Source organism: Litchfieldella qijiaojingensis, from assembly GCF_014651875.1.
Taxonomy (GTDB): Bacteria; Pseudomonadota; Gammaproteobacteria; order Pseudomonadales; family Halomonadaceae; genus Litchfieldella; species Litchfieldella qijiaojingensis.
In genome coordinates, this window is the sequence record NZ_BMXS01000003.1 from 281,382 (window position 1) to 304,108 (window position 22,727).

Annotated in this window: 20 protein-coding genes; 8 read left to right on the plus strand and 12 right to left on the minus strand. The window is 61.7% G+C overall.

All coding sequences use genetic code 11. The features are described 5' to 3' along the window. Nucleotides 1-11: 11 nt before the first annotated feature. From nusA to pnp, 6 genes are all read left to right on the plus strand, one after another. A complete protein-coding gene (gene nusA, locus IE093_RS05470) occupies nucleotides 12-1,505 on the plus strand; it encodes a transcription termination factor NusA (RefSeq protein WP_189466934.1) in 1,494 nt (497 codons plus the stop codon). 27 nt (nucleotides 1,506-1,532) lie between these two features. Then, entirely contained in the window at nucleotides 1,533-4,073 is a 2,541-nt protein-coding gene (gene infB / locus IE093_RS05475) for a translation initiation factor IF-2 (RefSeq protein ID WP_189466936.1), read from the plus strand. A gap of 20 nt (nucleotides 4,074-4,093) precedes the next feature. After that, entirely contained in the window at nucleotides 4,094-4,504 is a 411-nt protein-coding gene (gene rbfA / locus IE093_RS05480) for a 30S ribosome-binding factor RbfA (RefSeq protein WP_189466938.1), read from the plus strand. Beyond that, a complete protein-coding gene (gene truB, locus IE093_RS05485) occupies nucleotides 4,504-5,433 on the plus strand; it encodes a tRNA pseudouridine(55) synthase TruB (protein ID WP_189466940.1) in 930 nt (309 codons plus the stop codon). The genes rbfA and truB overlap by 1 nt, the downstream gene beginning before the upstream one ends. A 109-nt stretch (nucleotides 5,434-5,542) precedes the next feature. Next, nucleotides 5,543-5,812 (plus strand): 30S ribosomal protein S15, encoded by a 270-nt coding sequence (gene rpsO, locus IE093_RS05490; protein ID WP_189466942.1) that lies wholly within the window; start codon nucleotides 5,543-5,545, stop codon nucleotides 5,810-5,812. A gap of 185 nt (nucleotides 5,813-5,997) precedes the next feature. Further along, nucleotides 5,998-8,130 carry a polyribonucleotide nucleotidyltransferase gene (gene pnp, locus IE093_RS05495; RefSeq protein WP_189466944.1) on the plus strand — a complete coding sequence of 711 codons (2,133 nt, stop codon included), beginning with the start codon at nucleotides 5,998-6,000 and terminating at the stop codon, nucleotides 8,128-8,130. Between the two features lie 136 nt (nucleotides 8,131-8,266). On the opposite strand, the gene IE093_RS05500 is transcribed toward pnp, so the two are convergent. The 12 genes from IE093_RS05500 to dksA form a co-directional block, all read right to left on the minus strand. After that, nucleotides 8,267-9,445 (minus strand): acetyl-CoA C-acetyltransferase, encoded by a 1,179-nt coding sequence (locus IE093_RS05500; protein WP_189466946.1) that lies wholly within the window; start codon nucleotides 9,443-9,445, stop codon nucleotides 8,267-8,269. Between the two features lie 132 nt (nucleotides 9,446-9,577). Further along, nucleotides 9,578-9,958, minus strand: coding sequence for an aspartate 1-decarboxylase (gene panD, locus IE093_RS05505; protein WP_189466948.1), 381 nt, complete (start codon nucleotides 9,956-9,958; stop codon nucleotides 9,578-9,580). A 32-nt stretch (nucleotides 9,959-9,990) separates the two neighbouring features. Further along, the gene (gene panC / locus IE093_RS05510; RefSeq protein WP_189466950.1) at nucleotides 9,991-10,842 is read right to left on the minus strand and encodes a pantoate--beta-alanine ligase; all 852 of its coding nucleotides are present in this window, start codon (nucleotides 10,840-10,842) and stop codon (nucleotides 9,991-9,993) included. Further along, on the minus strand, nucleotides 10,842-11,633 hold the full coding sequence (gene panB, locus IE093_RS05515) for a 3-methyl-2-oxobutanoate hydroxymethyltransferase (protein WP_189466953.1): 792 nt from the start codon (nucleotides 11,631-11,633) through the stop codon (nucleotides 10,842-10,844). The genes panC and panB overlap by 1 nt, the downstream gene beginning before the upstream one ends. Nucleotides 11,634-11,776: 143 nt before the next feature. Further along, nucleotides 11,777-12,271: a 2-amino-4-hydroxy-6-hydroxymethyldihydropteridine diphosphokinase gene (gene folK / locus IE093_RS05520; RefSeq protein ID WP_189466955.1), complete on the minus strand. Its 495-nt coding sequence runs from the start codon at nucleotides 12,269-12,271 to the stop codon at nucleotides 11,777-11,779. After that, nucleotides 12,264-13,673: a polynucleotide adenylyltransferase PcnB gene (pcnB, locus tag IE093_RS05525; RefSeq protein ID WP_189466957.1), complete on the minus strand. Its 1,410-nt coding sequence runs from the start codon at nucleotides 13,671-13,673 to the stop codon at nucleotides 12,264-12,266. The genes folK and pcnB overlap by 8 nt, the downstream gene beginning before the upstream one ends. Nucleotides 13,674-13,996: 323 nt before the next feature. Further along, nucleotides 13,997-14,455 (minus strand): hypothetical protein, encoded by a 459-nt coding sequence (locus tag IE093_RS05530; RefSeq protein WP_189466959.1) that lies wholly within the window; start codon nucleotides 14,453-14,455, stop codon nucleotides 13,997-13,999. A gap of 80 nt (nucleotides 14,456-14,535) precedes the next feature. Beyond that, entirely contained in the window at nucleotides 14,536-15,921 is a 1,386-nt protein-coding gene (locus IE093_RS05535; protein WP_189466961.1) for a sigma-54-dependent transcriptional regulator, read from the minus strand. After that, nucleotides 15,899-18,859, minus strand: coding sequence for an ATP-binding protein (locus tag IE093_RS05540; protein WP_189466963.1), 2,961 nt, complete (start codon nucleotides 18,857-18,859; stop codon nucleotides 15,899-15,901). The genes IE093_RS05535 and IE093_RS05540 overlap by 23 nt, the downstream gene beginning before the upstream one ends. Next, nucleotides 18,849-19,025, minus strand: coding sequence for a hypothetical protein (locus IE093_RS05545; RefSeq protein WP_189466965.1), 177 nt, complete (start codon nucleotides 19,023-19,025; stop codon nucleotides 18,849-18,851). Before IE093_RS05545 ends, IE093_RS05540 begins: the two co-directional genes overlap by 11 nt. Nucleotides 19,026-19,056: 31 nt before the next feature. Beyond that, nucleotides 19,057-19,935 (minus strand): tRNA glutamyl-Q(34) synthetase GluQRS, encoded by an 879-nt coding sequence (gene gluQRS, locus IE093_RS05550; RefSeq protein WP_189466967.1) that lies wholly within the window; start codon nucleotides 19,933-19,935, stop codon nucleotides 19,057-19,059. A 95-nt stretch (nucleotides 19,936-20,030) separates the two neighbouring features. After that, nucleotides 20,031-20,468 (minus strand): RNA polymerase-binding protein DksA, encoded by a 438-nt coding sequence (dksA, locus tag IE093_RS05555; protein WP_016419052.1) that lies wholly within the window; start codon nucleotides 20,466-20,468, stop codon nucleotides 20,031-20,033. Between the two features lie 290 nt (nucleotides 20,469-20,758). On the opposite strand from dksA, the gene IE093_RS05560 reads away from it, so the two are divergent. Together IE093_RS05560 and sfsA are read left to right on the plus strand one after the other, a co-directional pair. Further along, entirely contained in the window at nucleotides 20,759-21,919 is a 1,161-nt protein-coding gene (locus IE093_RS05560; RefSeq protein ID WP_189466968.1) for an aminotransferase class I/II-fold pyridoxal phosphate-dependent enzyme, read from the plus strand. Between the two features lie 11 nt (nucleotides 21,920-21,930). Continuing rightward, entirely contained in the window at nucleotides 21,931-22,692 is a 762-nt protein-coding gene (gene sfsA / locus IE093_RS05565) for a DNA/RNA nuclease SfsA (protein WP_189466970.1), read from the plus strand. Nucleotides 22,693-22,727: the final 35 nt, after the last annotated feature.

The following is a 22,727-nucleotide window of genomic DNA, read 5'->3' on the forward strand; positions in this document are numbered from 1 at the left end:
GAGGCAAAGGCATGAGCAAAGAGATTCTGATGGTCGTTGATGCGATCTCGAATGAAAAGGGCGTGCCCCGTGAAGTGATTTTCGAGGCGGTGGAAGCCGCCCTGGCAAGCGCGTCCCGCAAGCGTTTTGACGGCCAGGAAGTCAGTGTCCGGGTCAAGATCGATCGCTCGACCGGTGATTACGAGACCTTCCGGCGCTGGGTGGTCGTCGAAGACGACGAATTCGAGAACCCCGATGCCGAAATCAAGCAGTCGTTCGCCGAGCGTCGCGATCCACCACTGGGCTTGGGCGACGTGGTCGAGGAACATATCGAGAATGCCGCCTTCGGGCGCATCGCGGCGCAGACCGCCAAGCAGGTCATCGTCCAGAAGGTGCGTGAGGCCGAGCGTGCGGAAGTCGTGCGTCAATATGCCGAGCGCGAAGGCGAGCTGGTCGCCGGCATCGTCAAGAAGACCACACGTGACGGGTTGATCATCGACCTTGGTGATAACGCCGAGGCGTTCCTGCCGCGTAGCGAGATGATTCCCGGCGAGCGCTATCGTTTGAACGAGCGTGTACGGGCGTTGTTGACCAAGGTCGATGCCGAGGCGCGCGGTGCCCAGCTCATTCTGTCGCGGACCTGTCCCGAGTTGATCATCGAACTGTTCAAGATCGAGGTGCCAGAGATCGCTGAACAGCTCATCGAAATCAAAGGCGCAGCCCGAGACCCTGGTTCACGGGCCAAGATCGCCGTCAAGACCAATGACAAGCGCATCGATCCGGTGGGTGCGTGCGTCGGCATGCGTGGCTCGCGCGTGCAGGCGGTGTCCACCGAGTTGCGCAACGAGAGGGTCGACATCATTCTGTGGGACGACAACCCCGCGCAGTTGGTGATCAATGCCATGGCGCCGGCGGATGTCGCCTCGATCCTGGTCGACGAGGATACTCACTCGATGGATGTCGCCGTCGCGGAGGACAATCTTGCCCAGGCAATCGGGCGTAGCGGGCAGAACGTGCGGCTGGCCTCCGAGCTGACCGGTTGGAAACTCAATGTGATGACCGAGGCAGAGGCCGAAGGCAAGCGCGAGCAGGAGATCGACAGCCTGGTCGAGCATTTCATCCAGCATCTGGAGATCGACGAGGAACTGGCACGGATACTGGTCGATGAAGGTTTTACCTCACTCGAGGAAATCGCCTACGTACCACTTGAGGAGATGCTCGAGATCGAGGAGTTCGAGGAGGAGCTTGTCGAGGAGTTGCGGGCGCGCGCCAAGGATGAACTGCTGAATCTGGCGATCGCTTCCGAGGAGCAGCTCGATGGCGCACAGCCCGCCGAAGACCTGCTCGAGATGGAGGGGATGGAGCGCCACCTGGCTTACATTCTGGCCAGCCGAGGCATCGTCACCATGGAGGACCTTGCCGAGCAGTCCGTCGATGATCTCAAGGACATCGAGGACGTGGACGAGGAGCGCGCTGCGGCACTGATCATGACTGCCCGTGCGCCTTGGTTCGAGAGCGAACAGTAAACAGGTCACGGGCTCAGGAGGGTCGTAATGTCAGAAATGACCGTTAAAGATTTTGCAGCCAAGGTGGGGCGTGAAGTACCCCGCCTGCTGGAGCAGATGAAGGAAGCGGGTCTGCCGCACAAGTCAGAGGCCGATGCCGTGTCCGAGGAGGACAAGCAGTGCCTGCTCGACCACCTCACTAAAAGCCATGGCGGCGGTCGTGGCCCAAAGAACCGCATCACTCTGACGCGCAAGACCAAGAGCCGTATTCGCACCGGTGAACGCGGTAAGACCATCGAGGTGCAGGTACGCAAGAAGCGCACCTACGTCAAGCGCGCTGAAGAAGAACAGGCGCCGCCCGAGCCCAAGGTCGAGGAGAGTGGCCCTCGTCAACTGGTGGGCGATATGGCCGACTCGCAGCAGGCTCAGGCCGAGGCGGAAAAAGCCGCTCAGGCTGAAGCCAAGGCAGCCGAGGAGCGCGCGCGCGAGGAAGCGGCCAAGGCCGAGAAAGCCAAGCCTGAACAGGCCACGTCGGCACAGCCCGAACCGGTTCCGGAGCCCGAGATCCCGGTTCCGGAGCTCGATGTCGTGCAGCCGGCCGATGAACCCCCGGCTCCACCCAAGGAGGGACGGAGCGATCGCCGTACCGCACCGCCCAAGAAGGCTGCGGCCAAGAAAGGTCGTCATGGCGTGCGCGATGATGACGATGATCGCAGTGAGCGCGATGAACGTCGTCGCGGCGGCAAGAAGGTCAAACGTGCCGAGCGGCGCGGCTCTCGCCGCGGCGGCCGTGACAGCGGTGGCAAGCACGGTTTCCAGAAGCCGACCCAGCCGATAGTACGCGAGGTATCGATCCCTGAGTCGATCAGTGTCGCCGACCTGGCCGACAAGATGTCGATCAAGGCCAATGAGGTCATCAAGACCATGTTCACCATGGGCGCGGCGGTGACCATCAACCAGACCATCGACCAGGACACCGCGGCCATCGTGGTCGAGGAGATGGGGCACAAGCCCAAACTGGTCAAGGACGACGCGCTGGAGACCGAGGTGCTCGAAGGCATCTCCTACGAAGGCGAGGAGATCACCCGTGCACCGGTCGTGACCGTCATGGGGCACGTCGACCACGGCAAGACCTCGTTGCTCGACTACATCCGCCGCACCAAGGTAGCCACTGGCGAAGCCGGGGGCATTACCCAGCATATCGGTGCCTATCACGTCGAGCACGAGAATGGTGACATCACCTTCCTTGATACCCCGGGGCACGCGGCCTTCACCGCTATGCGCGCTCGTGGTGCCCAGGCCACTGACGTGGTCATCCTGGTGGTAGCCGCCGATGACGGTGTGATGCCACAGACCATTGAGGCCATCGAGCACGCCAAGGCGGCCGAGGTGCCGATGGTGGTGGCTGTCAACAAGATCGACAAGCAGGGCGCCGACCCGGACCGGGTCAAGAACGAGCTATCCCAGCATGGTGTGATCTCCGAGGAGTGGGGTGGCGACACCCAGTTCGTGCATGTTTCGGCCAAGACCGGTGAAGGCATCGATGAACTGCTCGAGGCGGTACTGCTGGTGGCCGAGGTGCTCGAACTCAAGGCAGTGCCCGAGGCCCCCGGCAAGGGGGTGGTGGTCGAGTCGCGTCTCGACAAGGGGCGTGGTCCGGTGGCCACGGTGCTGGTCCAGAACGGTACCTTGAAGCGCGGCGATATTGTGCTTGCCGGTCTGCATTACGGCCGGGTGCGGGCGCTGACCAACGAGCTTGGCAGTCAGGTCGAGGAAGTCGGCCCGGCGATGCCGGTGGAGATTCAGGGGCTCGATGGGACGCCCGATGCCGGCGATGACTTCATGGTCGTGGCCGACGAGAAGAAAGCCCGCGAGGTTGCCAACTTCCGTCAGGGCAAGTACCGCGAAGTGCGCCTGGCGCGTCAGCAGAAGGCCAAGCTGGAGAACATGTTCAGCCAGATGGGCCAAGACGAAGCGGCCAAGGTCAACATTGTCCTCAAAGCCGATGTGCAGGGCTCGCTGGAAGCAATCAAAGGCGCGCTCGAAGAGCTGTCCACCGACGAAGTCCAGGTTTCCGTGGTTTCTTCCGGGGTCGGTGGCATCACCGGCACCGATGCCAACCTGGCGCTGGCCAGTGACGCCATTGTGATCGGCTTCAACGTGCGTGCCGACGCCTCGGCCCGCGAGATCATCGAGCGCGAGGGGCTGGACCTGCGCTATTACAGCGTCATCTACCAGCTGATCGACGAGGTCAAGCAGGCCATGAGCGGCATGCTGGCACCGGAGTGGAAGGAAGAGATCATTGGCGTGGCCGAAGTACGCGATGTCTTCCGTGCTCCCAAGATCGGCGCCGTGGCCGGCTGTATGGTGGTCGAGGGCACCGTCCATCGCAACAAGAAGATCCGCGTGCTGCGTGACAACGTGGTGATCTTCGAGGGCGAGCTGGAATCCCTGCGTCGCTACAAGGATGACGTCAACGAAGTACGTAACGGCATGGAATGTGGTATCGGCGTCAAGAACTACAATGATGTCCAGACCGGTGACAAGATCGAGGTCTTCGATCAAGTCAAGGTCGAGCGTAGTCTGTAAGCCGCCGAGGAGCGACGCCGATGCGTGAGTTCAAGCGTACCGACCGGGTCGCCGATCAGCTCCAACAGGAGCTGGCGGTGTTGATCCAGCGCGAGATCAAGGATCCGCGCCTGGGCATGGTGACCGTCAGCGGGGTCACGGTCAGCCGTGACCTCGCCTATGCGGACGTCTATGTGACGCTGCTCGGGGAGAACGACCTCGAACGGATCCGGGCCAATCTCAAGGTGCTCAAACGTGCCGCGGGGTTCCTGCGTACCCAGGTTGCGCGCCGCATTAAACTGCGTCATGTGCCGGAATTGCGCTTTCATTATGATGAGACCCTGGTGCGCGGACGGCGCCTGTCGTCACTGATCGAGGAGGCGGTCGCCAGCGATCGTGCTCGTCACGAACATGATGGGCCGCAAGGCGACGAGGACGAGGATACTCACTGATGGCACGTCGGCGTCGTGGCCTGCCGGTAAGCGGTGTGCTGTTGCTCGACAAGCCCCAGGGAATGTCGAGCAACCAGGTATTGCAGCGCGTACGGCGGCTTTTCCAGGCCCAGAAAGCCGGGCACACCGGCACTCTGGATCCGATGGCCACTGGCCTGCTGCCGATATGTTTCGGCGAGGCAACCAAGTTCTCTTCGCATCTGCTCGAGGCTGACAAGGTCTATCGTACCCGGGCCCGGTTGGGCGAGGTCACTGATAGCGGCGATGCCGAGGGCGAGGTGGTTGAACGACTGCCGGTGCCGCCGTTCGGCGAAGCCGAGCTGCGCGATGTATTGGTACGCTTTCGTGGCGAGATCGAGCAGGTGCCGCCGATGTACTCAGCCCTGAAACACCAAGGACGCCCGCTCTATGAACTGGCCCGGCAGGGCAAGACGATCGAACGTGCAGTTCGGCGCGTGAAGGTTTATGATACGCGCCTTCTTTCGCACGACGATGCCAGCTTCGAGTTCGAAGTGTCGTGCAGCAAGGGAACCTACATTCGCACTCTGGCCGAGGATATCGGCCGGGAATTGGGCTGTGGAGCGCATATCACCGCGCTGCGGCGGCTCAAGACAGGGCCTTTCGAGGCCGACGGTATGCACACGCTGGAAACCTTGGAGGCGTTGCCCAACCAGGCCGCTCGTGAAGCGTTGCTGTTGCCGATGGACGTGTTGGTTGCTCACTTGCCGGTGATTACCGTCGAGGACAAGCAAGCTTGCCGTCTACTGCACGGCCAGCCGGTTTGCGCCGAAACCAACGGTCTGACGCCTGACAGCCTGGCACGACTCTACCGTGACGAGGCCTTTCTGGGCCTGGCTACGGTCAAGGCGGTGGGGGAAATCGCTCCCCGGCGCCTGCTGGATACCTCCGCCGCTACCGGCGGTGCGTGAAGCAACCCGCGATTCGTCGCCCAAGGCGGCGTATGGCAGGCGTGGAGACTGCAAATATGCGTGGTCTCCGACATTCATCACTCAGGCATATTGCTTACTGGAGAAACAGATGGCACTGACCGCTGAAAAGAAGGCCGAGATCGTCAAGGAATTCGGCCGTGGCGAAAACGATACCGGATCCCCTGAGGTTCAGGTGGCCCTGCTGAGCGCTAACATCGATGGCCTGCAGGATCACTTCAAGACCAACAAGCAGGATCACCACTCGCGTCGTGGCCTGATCCGCATGGTCAACCAGCGTCGCAAGCTGCTCGACTACCTCAAGCGCAAGGATTACGAGCGTTATCAGTCGCTTATCCAGCGCCTCGGCCTGCGTCGCTAAGGAAAAGGGTAATTCGTTACCGCGAATTCCTCCGTCTCCTGCTGGATGTTGAACGGGCAGCCCCTCTTGGGGCTGCCCGTTCTTTATTATGCGCAATCGGTAGCCCTGGCCCGACTGAACTCCTAAAATGGTCACCGAGTCAAAAACGACCCATACATGAAATCGACAAGTTGAAGGATGTTACCGTGAATCCGGTCAAGAAAAGCTTCCAGTACGGTCGTAGCACCGTCACTCTCGAAACGGGCCGAGTCGCTCGTCAAGCCACCGGCGCCGTTCAGGTGACCATGGACGACACCGTGGTGCTTTGCACCGTGGTCGGCAAGAAGGAGCTCAAGCCAGGCCAAGACTTCTTCCCGCTGTCCGTGCACTATCAGGAAAAGACCTACTCGGTAGGCAAGATTCCCGGTGGCTTCTTCAAACGCGAAGGACGTCCCACGGAGAAGGAGACCCTGACCTCACGGCTGATCGACCGCCCGATCCGTCCACTGTTTCCCAAGGGCTTCATGAACGAGGTGCAGGTCATCTGCACCGTGTTGTCAGCCGATCGCAACCATGATCCGGACATCGCCGCGATGATCGGCACCTCGGCGGCGCTGGCCATCTCCGGACTGCCGTTCAATGGGCCGATCGGCGCCGCTCGTGTCGGCTTTACCGAGGATAATGGCTACTTCCTCAACCCCAGCGTCGAGGAGCTTGCTTCTTCCGAACTGGACATGGTCGTCGCTGGCACCGATAAGGCCGTGCTGATGGTCGAGTCCGAAGCCAAGGAGCTCTCGGAAGACGAGATGCTGGGCGCGGTACTTTATGCTCATCAGGAAATGCAGATCGCCATCCAGGCCATCAACGAACTGGTCGCGCAAGCCGGCAAGCCCAAGTGGGACTGGCAGCCTCCGGCCGAGAACGTCGCGCTCAAGGATGCCATCAAGGCCGGCTTCGAAGCCAAGGTCGGCGATGCCTATCGCATCACCGACAAGATGGCTCGTCAGGATGCCCTGGCCGAGCTGAAGCAGGCCGCCATCGAGCAGCTCGTTGGCGAGGATGAAGGCCAGTTCGATGCCGACGACGTGGCCGGTGCTTTCGCCAGCCTCGAGAAGCAGGTGGTGCGTTCGCGTGTGATCAATGGCGAGCCGCGTATCGATGGTCGCGATCACAGGACTGTGCGCCCGTTGGACATCGGTGTCGGCGTACTGCCCAAGACCCATGGTTCGGCTCTGTTCACCCGCGGCGAGACCCAGGCGATAGTTATCGCCACCTTGGGCACGCTGCGTGACGCCCAGTTGATCGAATCCCTGGAGGGTGAGCGCAAGGATCGTTTCCTGCTGCACTACAACTTCCCGCCATACTGTGTCGGCGAAGCTGGCTTCATGGGTGGTCCCAAGCGCCGCGAGATTGGCCATGGGCGCCTGGCTCGGCGTGGTGTGCAGGCCATGTTGCCCGAGGAAGACGACTTCCCCTATACCATTCGCGTGGTGTCCGAAATCACCGAGTCCAACGGCTCCAGCTCGATGGCCTCTGTGTGTGGTACCTCGCTGGCACTGATGGATGCCGGGGTGCCGCTCAAGGCGCCGGTAGCGGGCATCGCCATGGGCTTGGTCAAGGACGGTGACAAGTTCGCCGTGTTGACCGATATTCTCGGCGACGAGGATCACCTTGGCGACATGGACTTCAAGGTGGCCGGTTCCGCTGACGGTGTCACCGCCCTGCAGATGGACATCAAGATCGAGGGCATCAACGAGGAAATCATGGAAACGGCGCTACAGCAGGCCCATCAGGCGCGCCTGCATATCCTCGGTGAGATGAACCAGGTGATCAGCCAGAGCCGTAGCGAGATCTCCGAGAACGCGCCGTCGATGGCCACCATCAAGATCGATCCGGAAAAGATTCGTGATGTGATCGGCAAGGGTGGCGCGACCATTCGCAAGATATGCGAAGACACCGGTGCGTCCATCGACCTCGACGACGATGGTACCGTGCGGATCTATGCCGAAGACAAGGCTGCGGCCAAGAAGGCCATCGACACCGTTCTGGCGATCACTGCCGAGGCCGAGATCGGCAAGCTCTACAAGGGCAAGGTGGTGCGTATCGCCGACTTCGGTGCCTTCGTCAATATCATGCCGGGCACCGATGGCTTGGTGCATATCTCGCAGATCGTCCCAGAACGGGTCAACGATGTGCGCGATTACCTCAACGAGGGTGACGAAGTCATCGTCAAGGTGCTCGATATCGACAACCGTAACCGCGTCAAGCTCTCGATCAAGGAGATCACCGCGGAAGAGAAGGCTGCCTTCGAAACGGAGACCGTCGATACCCAGTTGTAAGTGGTAAGTTAGAAGCTGAAAGAACGACCGCCCCCATGGCATCGCCATGGGGGCGGTTTCGTTAGGCTTTGCTTTCGAGCTTCGAGCTTCGAGCTTCGAGCTTCGAGCTTCGAGCTTCGAGCTTCGAGCTTCGAGCTCAGCGTTCGATGGCTAGCGCAACTCCTTGCCCACCACCGATGCACAAGGTGGCCAGACCTTTCTTGGCATCGCGGGCGATCATTTCGTACAGCAAGGTCACCAGGATACGGCAGCCGGAGGCGCCGATGGGGTGGCCCAAGGCGATGGCGCCGCCATTGACGTTGATCTTATCGGTATCCCAGCCGAGTTCCTTATTCACCGCCAGCGCCTGGGCGGCGAAGGCTTCGTTGGCCTCGACAAGGTCAAGATCGTCCAGGCTCCAGCCGGCCTTCTCCAGGCAGCGGCGCGTGGCCGGGGCCGGACCGATACCCATGATTGCCGGGTCGACAGCAGCGTTGGAATAAGCTGCAATCCGCGCCAGCGGCTCGAGGCCCAGGGCCTTGGCCTTCTCGGCGGAGCAGAGCATGACCACGGCAGCGCCGTCGTTGATCGAGGAGGCGTTGCCGGCGGTAACGCTACCGTCTTTCTTGAAGGCAGGTTTCATGCCGGCCAGCTTCTCTGCGGTGGTCCCGGCGCGCGGCCCCTCGTCGGTGTCGAATACCAGCGGATCACCCTTGCGCTGCGGAATTTCCACAGGAACGATCTGGTCCTTGAACCTGCCGCTCTCGATGGCGGCGCTGGCCTTCTGCTGTGAAGCGGCGGCGAATTCGTCCATCGCCTCGCGGGTGATGCCGTACTTCTCGGCCAGGTTCTCGGCGGTGATCCCCATGTGATAGTTGTTGAAGCTGTCCCACAGGCCGTCATGCACCATGGAGTCCAATGCCTTCCAATCTCCCATGCGCTGGCCGGTGCGTGAGTTGGGCAGCACGTGCGGCGCGAGCGACATGTTCTCCTGACCGCCGGCGAGGATCAGCTCGGCGTCACCGCAGCGAATCGCTTGGGTAGCCAGGTGCAAGGCCTTCAGCCCGGAGCCACACACCTTGTTGATGGTCATGGCGGGAACGGCGTCGGGAAGGCCGGCCTTGATAGCGGCCTGGCGTGCCGGGTTCTGCCCAACACCTGCGGTCAGCACCTGGCCGAGCAGCACCTCATCGACCTGGTCACTGGCGACGCCGGTACGCTCGAGGATGTCCTTGATGACGAGTGCCCCCAAGTCACTGGCGGGAATACCGGCGAGCGACCCGCCGAAGGTGCCAATAGCGGTGCGGCGAGCCGCGACAATCACCACATCTTGCATAAGAGACTCCTCGATACTGATCTATGGACCTCCTAGCATAGGAGAGTTTTGTGCACCGCGGCAACGCCAAATCGATGACATGCCGGTAATTCGGCATGCTCTCAATCAGTGGTTTTCGTACCAGGAGCGTCGTCAGGCAAGCTGGACAGGAATCGCATTACTGGTATGGCTTACCGTGTTGCCTTCCTGAAGATAGACCAGCGCCGGTTGGTGGTCGTCCAGCTCGGCCTCGCTGTAGTGGGCGTAACTGCAAATGATCACCCGGTCGCCGACACTAGCTAGATGAGCCGCTGCACCGTTGACGGAAATGATCTTCGAGCCTTCTTCGCCGCGAATGGCATAAGTGGTGAAGCGCTGACCATTCTCTACGTTATAGATCTGGATCTGTTCATTCTCGCGGATTCCCGCCATGTCGAGCAGGTCGCCGTCGATGGCGCAGGACCCTTCGTAGTTGAGAACGGCATGGGTGACGCGGGCCATATGCAACTTGGCCTTGAGCATGATGGTATGCATGGCGTTGGTTTTCCTTTCTTCGTTCCACCGCACTAGCGCGGCAGGCTGACGGACAGGTTATCGATCAGGCGCGCCGGCCCCAGGTGGGCGGCGACGAGAATCACCGCTTCACGGCTCGATTCATCGAGCGGTGCCAGGTCGTGGGCACGGCGCACTTCGAGATAGTCGGGCTTGAAACCGCGCTCGACAAGGCGTGTCAGAGCGGCATCGATGGCCTGCTGAGGGGGGTGGCCGTCCTCCAGGGCATCCCGTACTTCGCACAAGGTACGGTACAGGCCAGGGGCCTTGCCACGCTCCTCGGCGTTGAGATAGCCATTGCGGGAGGACAGCGCCAAGCCATCGTCGGCACGTACGATGGGTACGCCGACGATCTCGATGGGGAAATGCAAGTCGGCCACCAATTGACGAATCACCGCTAACTGCTGGTAGTCCTTCTCGCCGAAGCAGGCCACATCGGGCTGGACCAGATTGAACAGCATGGTGACGATGGTTGCCACGCCGTCGAAATGGCCGGGGCGACTGCCGCCACACAACCCCTCGCTCACACCACTAACCCTGACATGGGTCTGGACGTCGAGTCCACGAGGGTAAAGGGTGGCGGTATCCGGAGTGAACAACAGGTCACAGCCGGCCGCTTGCAGGCCGGCTTGGTCCGCAGCCAAGGTGCGCGGATAGTTGTCGAGATCCTCGTCCGGCCCGAATTGCAAAGGGTTGACGAAGATGGTGGCCACCACAAGATCAGCTCGGGCCCGGGCCGACTCAACCAGGGCCAAGTGTCCAGCGTGCAAGTTGCCCATGGTGGGGACCAGGGCAATGCACTGTCCTTGACGCTTGGGCCCATCGAGAGCCTGACGGAGTTCGGCGATATCGTAGATCGTTCGCATCAGAAGCAGTGCTCCTCGGCGGGAAAGCGCCGGGCCTTGACGTCTTCATGGTAGCGGCGGAACGCCCCCGGAATATCGCTGGCCTCGGCGAGGAAGTTCTTGACGAAACGCGGGGTGCGGCCATGTGTGACGCCCAGTACATCGTGCATTACCAGGATCTGGCCATCGACATCCGGGCCCGCGCCGATGCCGATCACCGGGACCGATACCGCCTCGCGCACCGCGCGGCCAAGGCTGGCCGGTACGCATTCGAGCAGGATCACTGAGGCGCCAGCGTCAACCAGGGTACGTGCATCGGCGACGATTTGCTCGGCACGTTCAGCCTCGCGACCCTGGACCTTGTAGCCTCCGAACTGATAGACAGACTGCGGTGTCAGGCCCAAATGAGCGCATACCGGCACTCCTCGACGCGTCAGCTCGCGAATGCCGTCAGCCATCCAGGCTTCGCCTTCCACCTTGACCAGCTCTGCCCCTGCTCGCATCAGCTCGCCGGCATCCAGCAGCAGGCGTTCCTGGCTGGCATTGCTCATGAACGGCAGGTCGACCATCAGCAGGCTCGTGCCCTTGCCGCGCGCTACACAGCGAGTGTGGTAGCAGATGTCGTCCAGCGTGACGGGCAGGGTGCTGTCATGGCCCTGCAGTACCATCCCCAAGGAGTCGCCGACCAGCAGGACCTCTATACCCGCATCGCTTGCCGCACGGGCGAAGGTGGCATCGTAGGCGGTCAGGCAACTGAACGTTTCGCCGGCGCGCTTGCAGGCTTGTAGCGTGCTCAAGGTGACCGTTTTCATAGGCGTTCGATCTCGTCGTTCTCATACGGACGGCATTTCGGATTGGCTCCGAAGCCGCCATGGCTGGCCCGAACTGTTACATGGGTTGTTACCGCTGACGCAAGGAAGTGTGGATCGGTAACAAATTTCGGGCAACTCTACCTTTAGGGTAACAGCACCCGCAAGTCGTCCTGTGGATGGTCCCGCGCCAGGCTGGCGATGTCACGTCCATCGGGTAGACGCAATGTCGGCGCCACTTCGGCCAAGGGCACCAGCACGAAGCCGCGGTCGACCATCCGCGGATGGGGAACGCGCAAGCGGGGGGTATCGATATGGGAGTCGTCGTAGAGTAGCAGGTCGAGATCCAGCGTGCGGGGCCCCCAGTGACGCAGACGCTGGCGGCCATGGCGCTGTTCCAAAGCCTGAAGTTGGTCGAGTAGTGCCAGCGGCGATAGCCGGGTGTCGAGCGCGGCGACGGCATTGACGAAATCGGGCTGGTCCTGAGGGCCAACCGGTCGGCTGGCGTACAGGCTCGAGCGGGCAACCAGCTGGCTCAGTGGCAATCGATCCAGTGCCATCAAGGCGCGTTCGACCTGATCGCTAGGTGAATCGAGATTGCTGCCCAAGCCGATGTAGGCGCGGTGGTAGCGGCTAGTCATGGTGTCCCATGGATGACGAGGTACGACGCCGACGCTTGCGTGGGCGGCGCTTGCGACCGTTATCTGCGCCCGAAGGGTCGCTGCCGTCCAGCTTGCCCAGCATGCGATGCTGTTCATGATCATCGGCGTTCTGGAAGGCATTCCACCATTGGCCAAGGCCTGGATCGATCTCGCCGGCTTCCTCGCGTAATAGCAGGAAGTCGTAGGCGGCTCGAAAACGCGGATGCTCTCGCGTCTGTATGGCGCGTTTGCCGCGACGCTTGGGCAGGCGTAGTTGCAGGTCCCAGATGTCGCGCATCGGCAGGCTGAAGCGCTTGGGGATCGAGATGTGCTGCAACTGGCGTGACACGGCTTGTTGCGAGGCGGCTTGTAGAGCGGGGATGGGAGGCATGCCTTCAGCTTGAATATCGTCCATGCGCCGCGCCACGCCGGGCCATAGCAGGGCGGCGAAGAGGAAGGCTGGCGTCACCGGCCGCTCTTCGCGGATGCGCGTATCGGTATTGTCCAGGGCTCGTTCGATCAGAGACTCGGCCCAGGGGAGTTCCGCCATGGCCTCATAGGCTTCGGGAAACAGCATCGCGAAGAGACCATAATCGCGCAAGGCATGGAAAGTATCGACGGCATGGCCAGCCAGGAATAGCTTGAGAACCTCGTCGAACAGCCGTGCTGGTGGAATCTGCAACAGCAGCGGAGCCAACTCGCGAATCGGAGCCTCGGTGTCGGCGTCGAGCCGGAAGCCGAGTTTGGTGGCGAAGCGGATGGCACGCAACATGCGCACCGGGTCTTCGCGGTAGCGAGTCTCTGGGTCGCCGATCAGACGCAGGGTGCGGGACTCGATGTCGCGCACGCCGTCGGCCCAGTCGTGAATCGAGAAGTCGGCGATGTTGTAGTAGAGAGCGTTGACGGTGAAGTCGCGGCGCAGAGCGTCTTCTTCGATGTTGCCCCAGACGTTGTCGCGCAGCAGCAAACCATGTTCGGATTGGTGTGCAATGTGCTCGCCGTGATCGTCGCCCGGTTTGCCACGAAAGGTGGTGACCTCGATGACTTCGCGGCCGAAACGCACATGCACGATGCGGAAGCGGCGGCCGATGATGCGCGAGTTGCGAAACAGATCTCGCAGTTGCTCCGGGGTGGCATTGGTGGCGACATCGAAGTCCTTGGGGGCCTTGCCGAGTAGCGAGTCGCGGATGCAACCGCCGACCAAATAGGCCTCGAAGCCTGCGTTATGCAGACGATAGAGTACCTTCAGGGCTGCTTCACTGAACAGCTTGCGTGAAACGGGATGATCCTCACGGGGGATGATGCGAAGGCCGGGTCCGTCACCGGGGCCATCCTGGCTGCCGAGAAGTGTCTTCAATCGTTCACCGGGGCGTTGGAGAAAGCGGGTAAATCCTTTGAACATGCAGCGATATCGACTCGCTATGCTGTAAAACACCAAGTGTAGCCGACCGCCGACACCTTGGGAACCGCTGTGTAACCGTTAGCGCGCACGAGAGAGTGGAAGGCAAGGGCCAGATGCAGAAAGGGGAGGCCAGATGGCCTCCCCTACAAGCATGCATCCAGCAATCCATGCTGTTGATTTTTCTTCGTGATGGCGCATCGCCCTGAATACGCACCACAGTCACCAAGAAGTGATCAGGCAATCAGCATTCTTGTTGTTGTCGATCTTCCCGAAGGCGACCGTCTCGTATTCAAAACAATAATCCAACCACGACGGTAGGGTATCTACCTCCCCTCGGCATGTTGTTGTTGTTGCCGAGGATGCATCTCTGACGGGCCTGTTCTTGTTGTTGCCCGCTCGGGATGCGTCGCGTCCTGAGTCGTTTCCGGATCTTCGACCGTGTTGTTCTTGTGGCAGTCGAAGCTGGGCGGTGCGGCGTTGTTGTTGTTCGCGCCTTGCGCATCGCCCCATCTGGATCCCCCGGTGGCTTTGTTTTTGTTCTGAAGCCGGGGCAGCGCCATGGTGTCACCTTGTTGTTGTTGGAGGTGGCCGATGGCGTCCGGATGTTTGTTTTTCTTGGTATAGGTATAGCAGACCTTGTGCCACGCCTGATAAAGTCCTTTTTTTTCAATTGTTTGTGTTTTTTCTCTTGAGTTCCCTCTGATATGGGGGACCGGTGTGTTACCTCCTTTGAGCCATCGCGGGGCAGTTACTGTGTGAGATGGTAACAACTGGTGCGCCAAGGCCTGTGTTGGCCACAAAAAGATGCCCGAGAGACTGGCTCCCGGGCACTTAGACCATGGTCGGGTTGTCCGTGGGCTGGTTAGCCTGCACGGCTACGAGCGCCCTTCTTGCGAGGGATGCCGAGCCGCTGGCGGCGCTCCCACAAGCACTTGCGACTGATCCCCAATTTCTGAGCCAGCTCTGTCTCGCTCATTTGGTCCTGGTGCTCGAGGACGAAGTGCTGGAAATAGTCTTCCAGCGACAGGTCCTCCTCGCTGGGGGGATCGTCCTGCGTGCTGGCTACGCTGCGAGGATGGGGTGTGGGAGGTGTTGGTCGGAGGGGGGCTTGAGGGCGCAGGCCCAGGTCATCGGGATGAATCAGGTGACCCTCGGCGAGGATCACGCCCCGTTCGAGGGCGTTTTCCAACTCGCGGACGTTGCCGGGCCAGGGGTAATCACGGATCTCGCGGCGTGCGGCACGAGAAAGCTTGAGGCCTTCTCTGGCGTGGCGGCGACAGGCACTCTCCAATAGTACATCGGCCAGTTTGAGGATGTCATCCTCGCGCTCGCGTAGCGGTGGCAAGTCGATCTGCATCACGTTGAGACGGTAATAGAGATCGAGGCGGAACTCTCCGCTCTTCGAGAGCGCACGCAAGTCGCGATGGGTGGCGGCGATCAGTCGGATATTCACGTGCCGGGTCTCCACCGAGCCAATCTTGCGAATCTCACCTTCCTGCAGAACGCGCAGCAGGCGAGCCTGGGCGTCCAAGGGCAGTTCGCCGATTTCGTCGAGGAACAGGGTGCCGCCATCGGCGGCCTCCACCAGGCCTGTGCGAGCGGCACTGGCACCGGTGAAGGCGCCCTTTTCGTGGCCGAACAGTTCGGACTCGATCAGTGTCTCGGGGATGGCAGCGCAGTTGACGCAGATCAACGGCGCACGAGCGCGCTGGCTCTGGTAGTGGATGGCGCGTGCGACCAGCTCCTTGCCGGTACCGGATTCGCCTTGGATCAGTACCGTCACATCGGCCGGGGCGGTCTTGCGGATACGGGTATAGACAGTCTCCATGGCCGGGCAGTCGCCGATCATGGTTTGAGCGGTGGCAGCAGGAGGCGTTTCGCCCTTGGGGCTAGCCTTATGACCGTACTGCGCCAGAGTCTTGGCCACGGTGTCGAGCAATTCATCGTGATCGAAGGGCTTGGCGATATAGTCCACTGCACCTTGCTTCAAGGCATCCACCGCTGAGCGCATGCTGGCATAGCTGGTCATGATCAATACCGGCGTAGGCGCGGCACGCTCGATCATGGCGGTGCCTGCCTCACCGGGCAATCGCAAGTCGCTGATCACCAGGTCGAAACGTTGGGGGTCGAGGGTTTCGGCTTCGGCGACCGAACCGGCCTCGCTGACCTGGTAGTCATGACGCTCGAGCAGTCGCTTGAGGGCGCTGCGGATGATGGCTTCGTCTTCAACGATCAGAATCCGGCTCATCGCGGTTTTCGCCGTCCTCTCTAGTCGTGGGCAGCCACATGTAGATGCGGGTGCCGCGTTCCCGCCCGAGTGGCGGTGAGTCGATATGAATCTGCCCGTGATGCTCGGCAATGATGCTGTAGACCAGTGGCAGGCCCAAGCCAGTGCCCTCTCCCGGGGCCTTGGTCGTGGTGAAGGGCTCGAAAAGGTGATCGCGAACCCGGGCATCGATACCTGGCCCCTCGTCGGTCACTGTCAGCGAGACACCCCGGCCTTCCGGTTCAGCGGCAACGACGACTTCTCCCCCTTCCGGGCTGGCATCTCGGGCGTTGCTCAACAAGTTGACCAGCACCTGGATCAAGCGCTGGGCATCGCCTTCGACCGTCAGGTCGGGCGGACACTGGTTACGATAGACTACATCCTGACCCGAGCGTGCCAAGTGAATCAAGTGCAAGGCCTCTTCGGTGACGTGGTGCAGCGTGACCGGTGCGAAGGTCGTGCCATGCACATGTCGGCCGCCATGTGCGAAGCCGACCAGCGAGCCGACGATACGTGAGACGCGGTCGGTGAGTTGCTGGATCTGATCGGCGGTTTCCAGAAGATCGGGGTCGTCGGTGTCGTAGCGCAGATTCTGGGCCAACGAGGAGATGCCGGTGATGGGGTTGCCGATCTCGTGGGCGACACCGGCAGCCAGTTGGCCGATCGAGGCCAGCCGAGCAGCATGTACCAGCTCGTCTTCCAGCCATTTCATCTCGCTGTGGTCCTCGATCAGGATCACGGTGCCACCGCGTTCCTCATCGCCATTGCTCAGCACGGCCTTGTGTAGGGTGAGGTAGCGTTGCCCCTTGGCCAGCTCCACCGGTTGCTTGTAAAGGTGGCTGTGTGGTCCGGCGAGGACGCGTCCCAGCAGTTCGGCCCAAGGTGCCGGCAGGCTATTGCGCCGGGAGCCGATCACACTGGCTCCGTCGATGCCGCTGAGTTCGGCCAGGGCATCGTTCCACATCAAAAGCTCGCCATCGTCGCCGAAGGCGCACAGCCCGATGGGCAATTGGGCCAGAGTGCGACGATGGTAGCGACGCAGGCCATCGAGCTCGCGTGCCAACCCGGTGAGCCGGGAACGATAGGCCTCCAGCCGGCTCTCGACGAAGTGGATATCGTCGGTCGCGGCCTGGCCGTCACGGCGGTAGGGCAGGAATCTGTCGACGATGTCCTGAGCCACCGAGGGGCCCATCAGCCCCGAGAGGTTGGCCTGAATCCGGTCGCGCAGGCGACGCAAGGCATAGGGTCGGCCGTCGTGTGGTGACATGTGCAGTGCGCCCAGAGCGCGATCCACTTCCCGGTTGGCAACCTCTTCGCCCAAGGCTTCGGCCAAATGATGCTTGAAATCCTCGCCACTGCTGGCCATCAGCGGCAGACGTTTGGGACGAATCACCGCGTCCACCGAGCATGCCTCGGCAGCCGCGCGTTCTCCTTCGGAGGTGCGCGTCGCCAGTGACACGAGGATGAAGGTCAGGATGTTTGCCGCCAGGGCTTCCAGTGCGACGGCGTACCACACCGGGGCGCCTTGGAGAGCCTCCAACCCCGGGGGGATGACTACCAGTGCCGGCATGCCGGTAAGCAAAGGAAGCCACAGGCCCAGCAGCCAGATCAGAACGCCCATCAGCAGGCCGGCGACCATGCCCTTGCGGTTGGCACCGGGCCAGTAGAGCACGGCCAGCATGCCTGGCAGGCATTGCGCCATGCCGACGAACGACGCCAGGCCAAGGGTGGTCAGGTCATGATGGACACCGACGGTACGGTAGAACAGCCAGCCACCGAAGACGACGGCGGCGATCAGCGCCCGGCGTAGCCAACGCAACCAGCGATAGAGGTCCGGCTGGTACGCTGGAGGGTGGGCCACGAGTACCAGATGATTGAGGATCATTCCCGAGAGAGCCAGCGATATGATGATCAGGGTACCGCTGGCCGCGGCAAGCCCGGCAAGGAAAGCCAAGGTGTCGACCCACCAGGTGTCGGACAGTCCGAAGGCCAGATAAGCAGCGCCGAGTCCTGACTCATCGGCACCGATGCGCTGTGCCCCCCACAGGATCAGTGGTACTGGGAGGGCCATCAGCAGCAGGAACAGCGGTAGACTCCAGCCGGCCTGGAGCAGGGCGCGTCTCGATAGCGTCTCGGCAAAGGTCATATGAAACATGTGCGGCATCAGGAAGGCCGCAGCAAAAAACAGTAGCAACAAGGTGCGCCACTGCCCAGGGTCTAGATGAGTCACCTCCGCTTGGCGTGCCAACCCCGGCCCGTCGAGCCAGGCCTGCAAATCGGCGGGGCCATCGAAGATCCCGAACAAGGCCACCGCTCCAAGGATCAGCATGGCGGCCAGCTTGACCAGGGAGTCCAGGGCAATGGTGGCCAGCAGCGTGTCATGGCGGGCGTGCAGGCGCGTGTGCCGGGCTCCGAACAGAATCGTGAACAACGCGATCAGCGCGCAGAAGACCAGTGCCAACATGCTTGGGGAGGCGGCACCGGTCATCAGGTGGATGGCATCGCCCATGGTTTGCACCTGCAGGGCCAGCAGTGGCAGCACGGCCAGGGCGCTGACCAGGGTCACCAGGGTGCCGACCCAGCGCGAACGAAAACGAAACGCAAACAGGTCGGCGAGCGAGGAGAGCTGGTAGGTGCGCGTCATGCGCTGGATCGGCAGCAACAACACAGGCGCCAGCAGAAAGGCCCCAGCTACGCCGAGGTAGTAGGCCAGGTAACCGTAGCCAACCTGACTGGCCAGTTCGAGGCTGCCGTAGATTGCCCAGGCGCTGGCATAGACGCCCAGTGCCAGCGTGTAGACGGCGGGATGGCGCACGAGGCGAAGCGGGATCCAACCACGTTCGACCGCTAGTGCGCAGGCGAACAAGAGAGCCAGGTAGCCGGCGCCGAGGAGGAAGACGCCACCCAGACTAGCGTTCATCCAGTTTCCTTTTCTGCTCCAGCCAGATCGACAGAGCGATCAGCACCCCCCAGATCACGAAGGGGCGATACCAGGCCGTTTCGGGGCTCGACCAGCCGCTCATCAGCAGCGGCGACAGCAGATAACCGCCGAACACCAGAAACAGCATGATGCGGTAGACGTACATGGGAGTCCTTGCGCGCTTGAATACTCCGAGTTTAACAGTCTCGCTGTGTGACTGGTTGCAGCCGTGTACTGTCCCACCTCTCGATGGCGGCTGCGAGTTGCTCGGCGACGGGTGCCTGCTGTTGCGATTTCTCTACCGGCTGGTCGAGCGCACGCAGAGCACGATACAGCAGTGGTCGTACCTGGTCGTCATCGCAGGGCAGTGCCGGAGCCAAGTTCTGCTTGGACAGCTTCTTGCCATCGCGACCGACGATCAATGGCAGGTGCAGGTAACGTGGCTCGGGAAGACCGAGGGCCTTTTGAAGCTGTCGCTGCCAGGGCGTGTTGTCGAGCAAATCGGCGCCACGGACCACGTCGCTGATACCTTGATCGGCGTCATCGACCACGACTGCCAGTTGATAGGCCCAGAGACCGTCCTTGCGCTTGAGGATCGTATCGCCGAGTTCAGCCGGATCGAAGGCCTGTTCGCCCAAGAGGCGGTCGTGCCAGATGACCGGACGCAGTCCCAGGTCGCTGCGTAACCGCCAAGCCTGGGATTTGTGTGGCGCTTGTGCGCCGTCACGACACCACCCGGGATAGATAGGATGCTCTCGCCATTCCCGGCGCGAACAACTGCAAGGGTAGACCAAGCCGAGCTTGCCCAGGCACGAGAGCGCCTGTTGATAGGAGTCGCTCCGGTCGTGCTGATAATGCACCGGCCCGTCCCAGGTCAGCCCAAAGGCCTCGAGCTGGCGCAGGATGGTGTCGCTGGCGCCTGGTGGGCAGCGAGGTGGGTCGATATCCTCGATGCGCAACAGCCACTGGCCGCCGGCATGCCGAGCGTCGAGGAAGCTGCCCAGTGCCGCGACCAGCGAGCCGAAGTGAAGCGGGCCTGACGGTGTAGGAGCGAAACGACCGCGATAGTGACTCATAAGCAGTTCGAGTACATGGAGAAGCATACGCGAACGGGCACCCTGAGGTGCCCGTTGCGCAGTCGGGGAGGAAGGGGCTGCATGATGCTGGCCTTTTATCCGCCGAGCTGTTTTTCCTTGAGTTCGGCCAGCGTCTTGCAGTCGACGCACAGAGTGGCAGTGGGGCGAGCCTCGAGACGGCGAATGCCGATCTCGACACCACAGGCCTCACAGAAGCCGTAGTCTTCTTCGTCGATCTTGTCGATGGTTTCGTTGATCTTCTTGAGCAGCTTGCGCTCGCGATCGCGGGTCCGCAGTTCGAGGCTGAAGCCCTCTTCCTGGGTGGCCCGATCCGCTGGGTCGGCATAGTTGTTGGCGTCTTCCTGCAAGTGGCGAACCGTACGGTCCACCTCTTCCATCAACTCCTGTTTCCAGCCCAGCAGGATCTGTCGGAAGTGCTCCAACTGCTTCTCGTTCATGTACTCTTCACCCGGCGCCGGCTCGTACGGGGTGAATTTCTTAGGCGCTTCCGTCTTCTGTTCTGCTACTGGCATGGGGCTGCCTCATTACTTACAAGTGACTGGGGCCGATGCCCGGCCGTTTCCGATCATCAGCGAATCGCGCGATGTGAGGTGATTCGTGGTGACCTGATGTGGGCGCGGCCTCACCCGCCCAGAGCCCTGCTTATTTAGCGAAAAAACGCCCACATTGCAACTGCTGAAATACATGTTTGAGCTGAAGCAGGACATGCGAAGCGGGTACAATGTCGTCTTTGACCGCAAAAGTTCCTCTAGGGTGCCGCAACGAGGCTGCCTTGTCGTCATACAGCCATCAGGAGCAGGAAATGCGTTTCAGTTCGCGAGTCGAGCGTGTCGAGGGCTTTCGTGTAATGAGCCTGCTGGAAGAGGCGCAGGCACGCGAAGCCGCGGGCCACGATGTCATCCATCTGGAAGTCGGCGAGCCCGATTTCGCCACGCCCGAGGCGATAGTGGCGGCGGGCCGGCAAGCCTTGACCAATGGACACACGCGATACACGCCTACCGCCGGTCTCCCGGCGCTGCGCGAGGCGATCGCCGGACATTACGCGAGCCACTTCGATGCCGACATCGACCCAGGCCGGATCATCGTCACCCCCGGGGCTTCCGGGGCACTGCTGTTGGCTAGCCAGTTGCTGGTGCAGCGCGGCGATCGAGTGCTGATGGCGGACCCCACCTATCCCTGCAATCGGCATTTCATGGCCTTGGCCGATGCGGAGCTGGATACGGTGCCGGTGGGGCCGGATAGCGGCTGGCAACTTGATGCCGCCCTGATCGCCGCTCATTGGCAGCCGACGACGCGTCTGGCAATGCTGGCGACGCCCTCGAATCCCACGGGGCATATGCTTGATAAAGCACAACTTGCTGCGGTAGCCGACACAGTAAGGCAGCAAAGCGGTCATTTGCTGGTCGACGAGATCTATCAGGGGCTGACCTATGACATCGAGCCATTATCGGCAGCAACCGTTGCACCCGAAGCATTCGTGGTCAACAGCTTTTCGAAGTACTTCGGCATGACCGGCTGGCGTCTGGGGTGGCTGGTTGCGCCCCAGGCCGCCGTCGAACCACTTACCCGCCTGGCACAGAATGTTTTCCTGGCCGCACCGACACCGTCTCAGCATGCTGCCTTGGCGGCCTTCACTCCGGAGTGTCGGGAGGAGCTCGAGAGGCGCAGAAGGGAACTGCAGCGGCGTCGCGATGTCCTGCTGGCGGGGTTGCAACGGCTGGAACTGGCTCCTTCCGTGCCTCCTCAGGGTGCGTTCTATGCATGGTTGGATATTTCGCGCTATAGCCATGACAGTCAGGCATTCTGTCGGCGTCTCCTGGAAGAAGAGAACGTCGCCATCACCCCGGGGATCGATTTCGCCGTGCACGGTGGTGAGTGCCATGTGCGTATCGCTTTCACCAACGACGTGGCGCGTCTCGAGGAGGCCATGAGTCGCCTCGAGCGCTTCCTGGCCCGGCAATAGCGAGGAGTCCCATGGAATACCCTACCCTGGTGCCGGGCATCTTGCGGCGCCGTTACAAGCGCTTTTTGGCCGATGTCGAGCTCAGTGACGGTTCGCAGGTGGTGGCGCATTGTCCTAATACCGGCTCGATGCGTGCGGTCAATGTGCCCGGCTGCCGGGTATGGCTATCACCGAGCGACAACCCCAAGCGCAAGCTGGCCTGGACCTGGGAACTGATCGAGCTTCCCCAGGACGATGGTGCGACCGCCCTGGCCTCGGTGCAGACTGGGCGTGCCAATGCCATCGTCGAGGAAGCGCTGTGCACTGGCGTGGTCGAGGAACTGCAGGGTTACGCTGAATACCGGCGCGAAGTGAAGGTCACGGGCGCGCGACTGGATTTTCGCCTCGATCGGCCCGGCTGTGCCAGTGCCTTCGTGGAGGTCAAGCAGGTGACCCTCAAGGAGGCCGATGGCCATGGCTACTTTCCTGACGCCGTCAGCGAACGGGGACGCAAACACTTGGAAAGCTTAGCCGAATTGGCCGAGCAGGGGCAGCGGGCAGTCCTGCTGTTCTGCGTGGCGCACACCGGCATCTCGGATGTGGCGCCCGCGGCCCACCTCGACCTTGCCTATGCCCAGACGCTGCGGGAGGTTGCGGCTCGAGGTGTCGAGGTGCTGGCTTACGGATGCCGGCTCGAGTTCAAGGGGGGCATGCCACGAGCCATTCGGCTGGCCCGACGATTGCCGGTATCGCTGACCCGCCAGGTAGGGCAGGTTCTGGGCATCGCGACATAACGCCGCGCGCCATCCATGTCGTCAGGGAGGTCTGG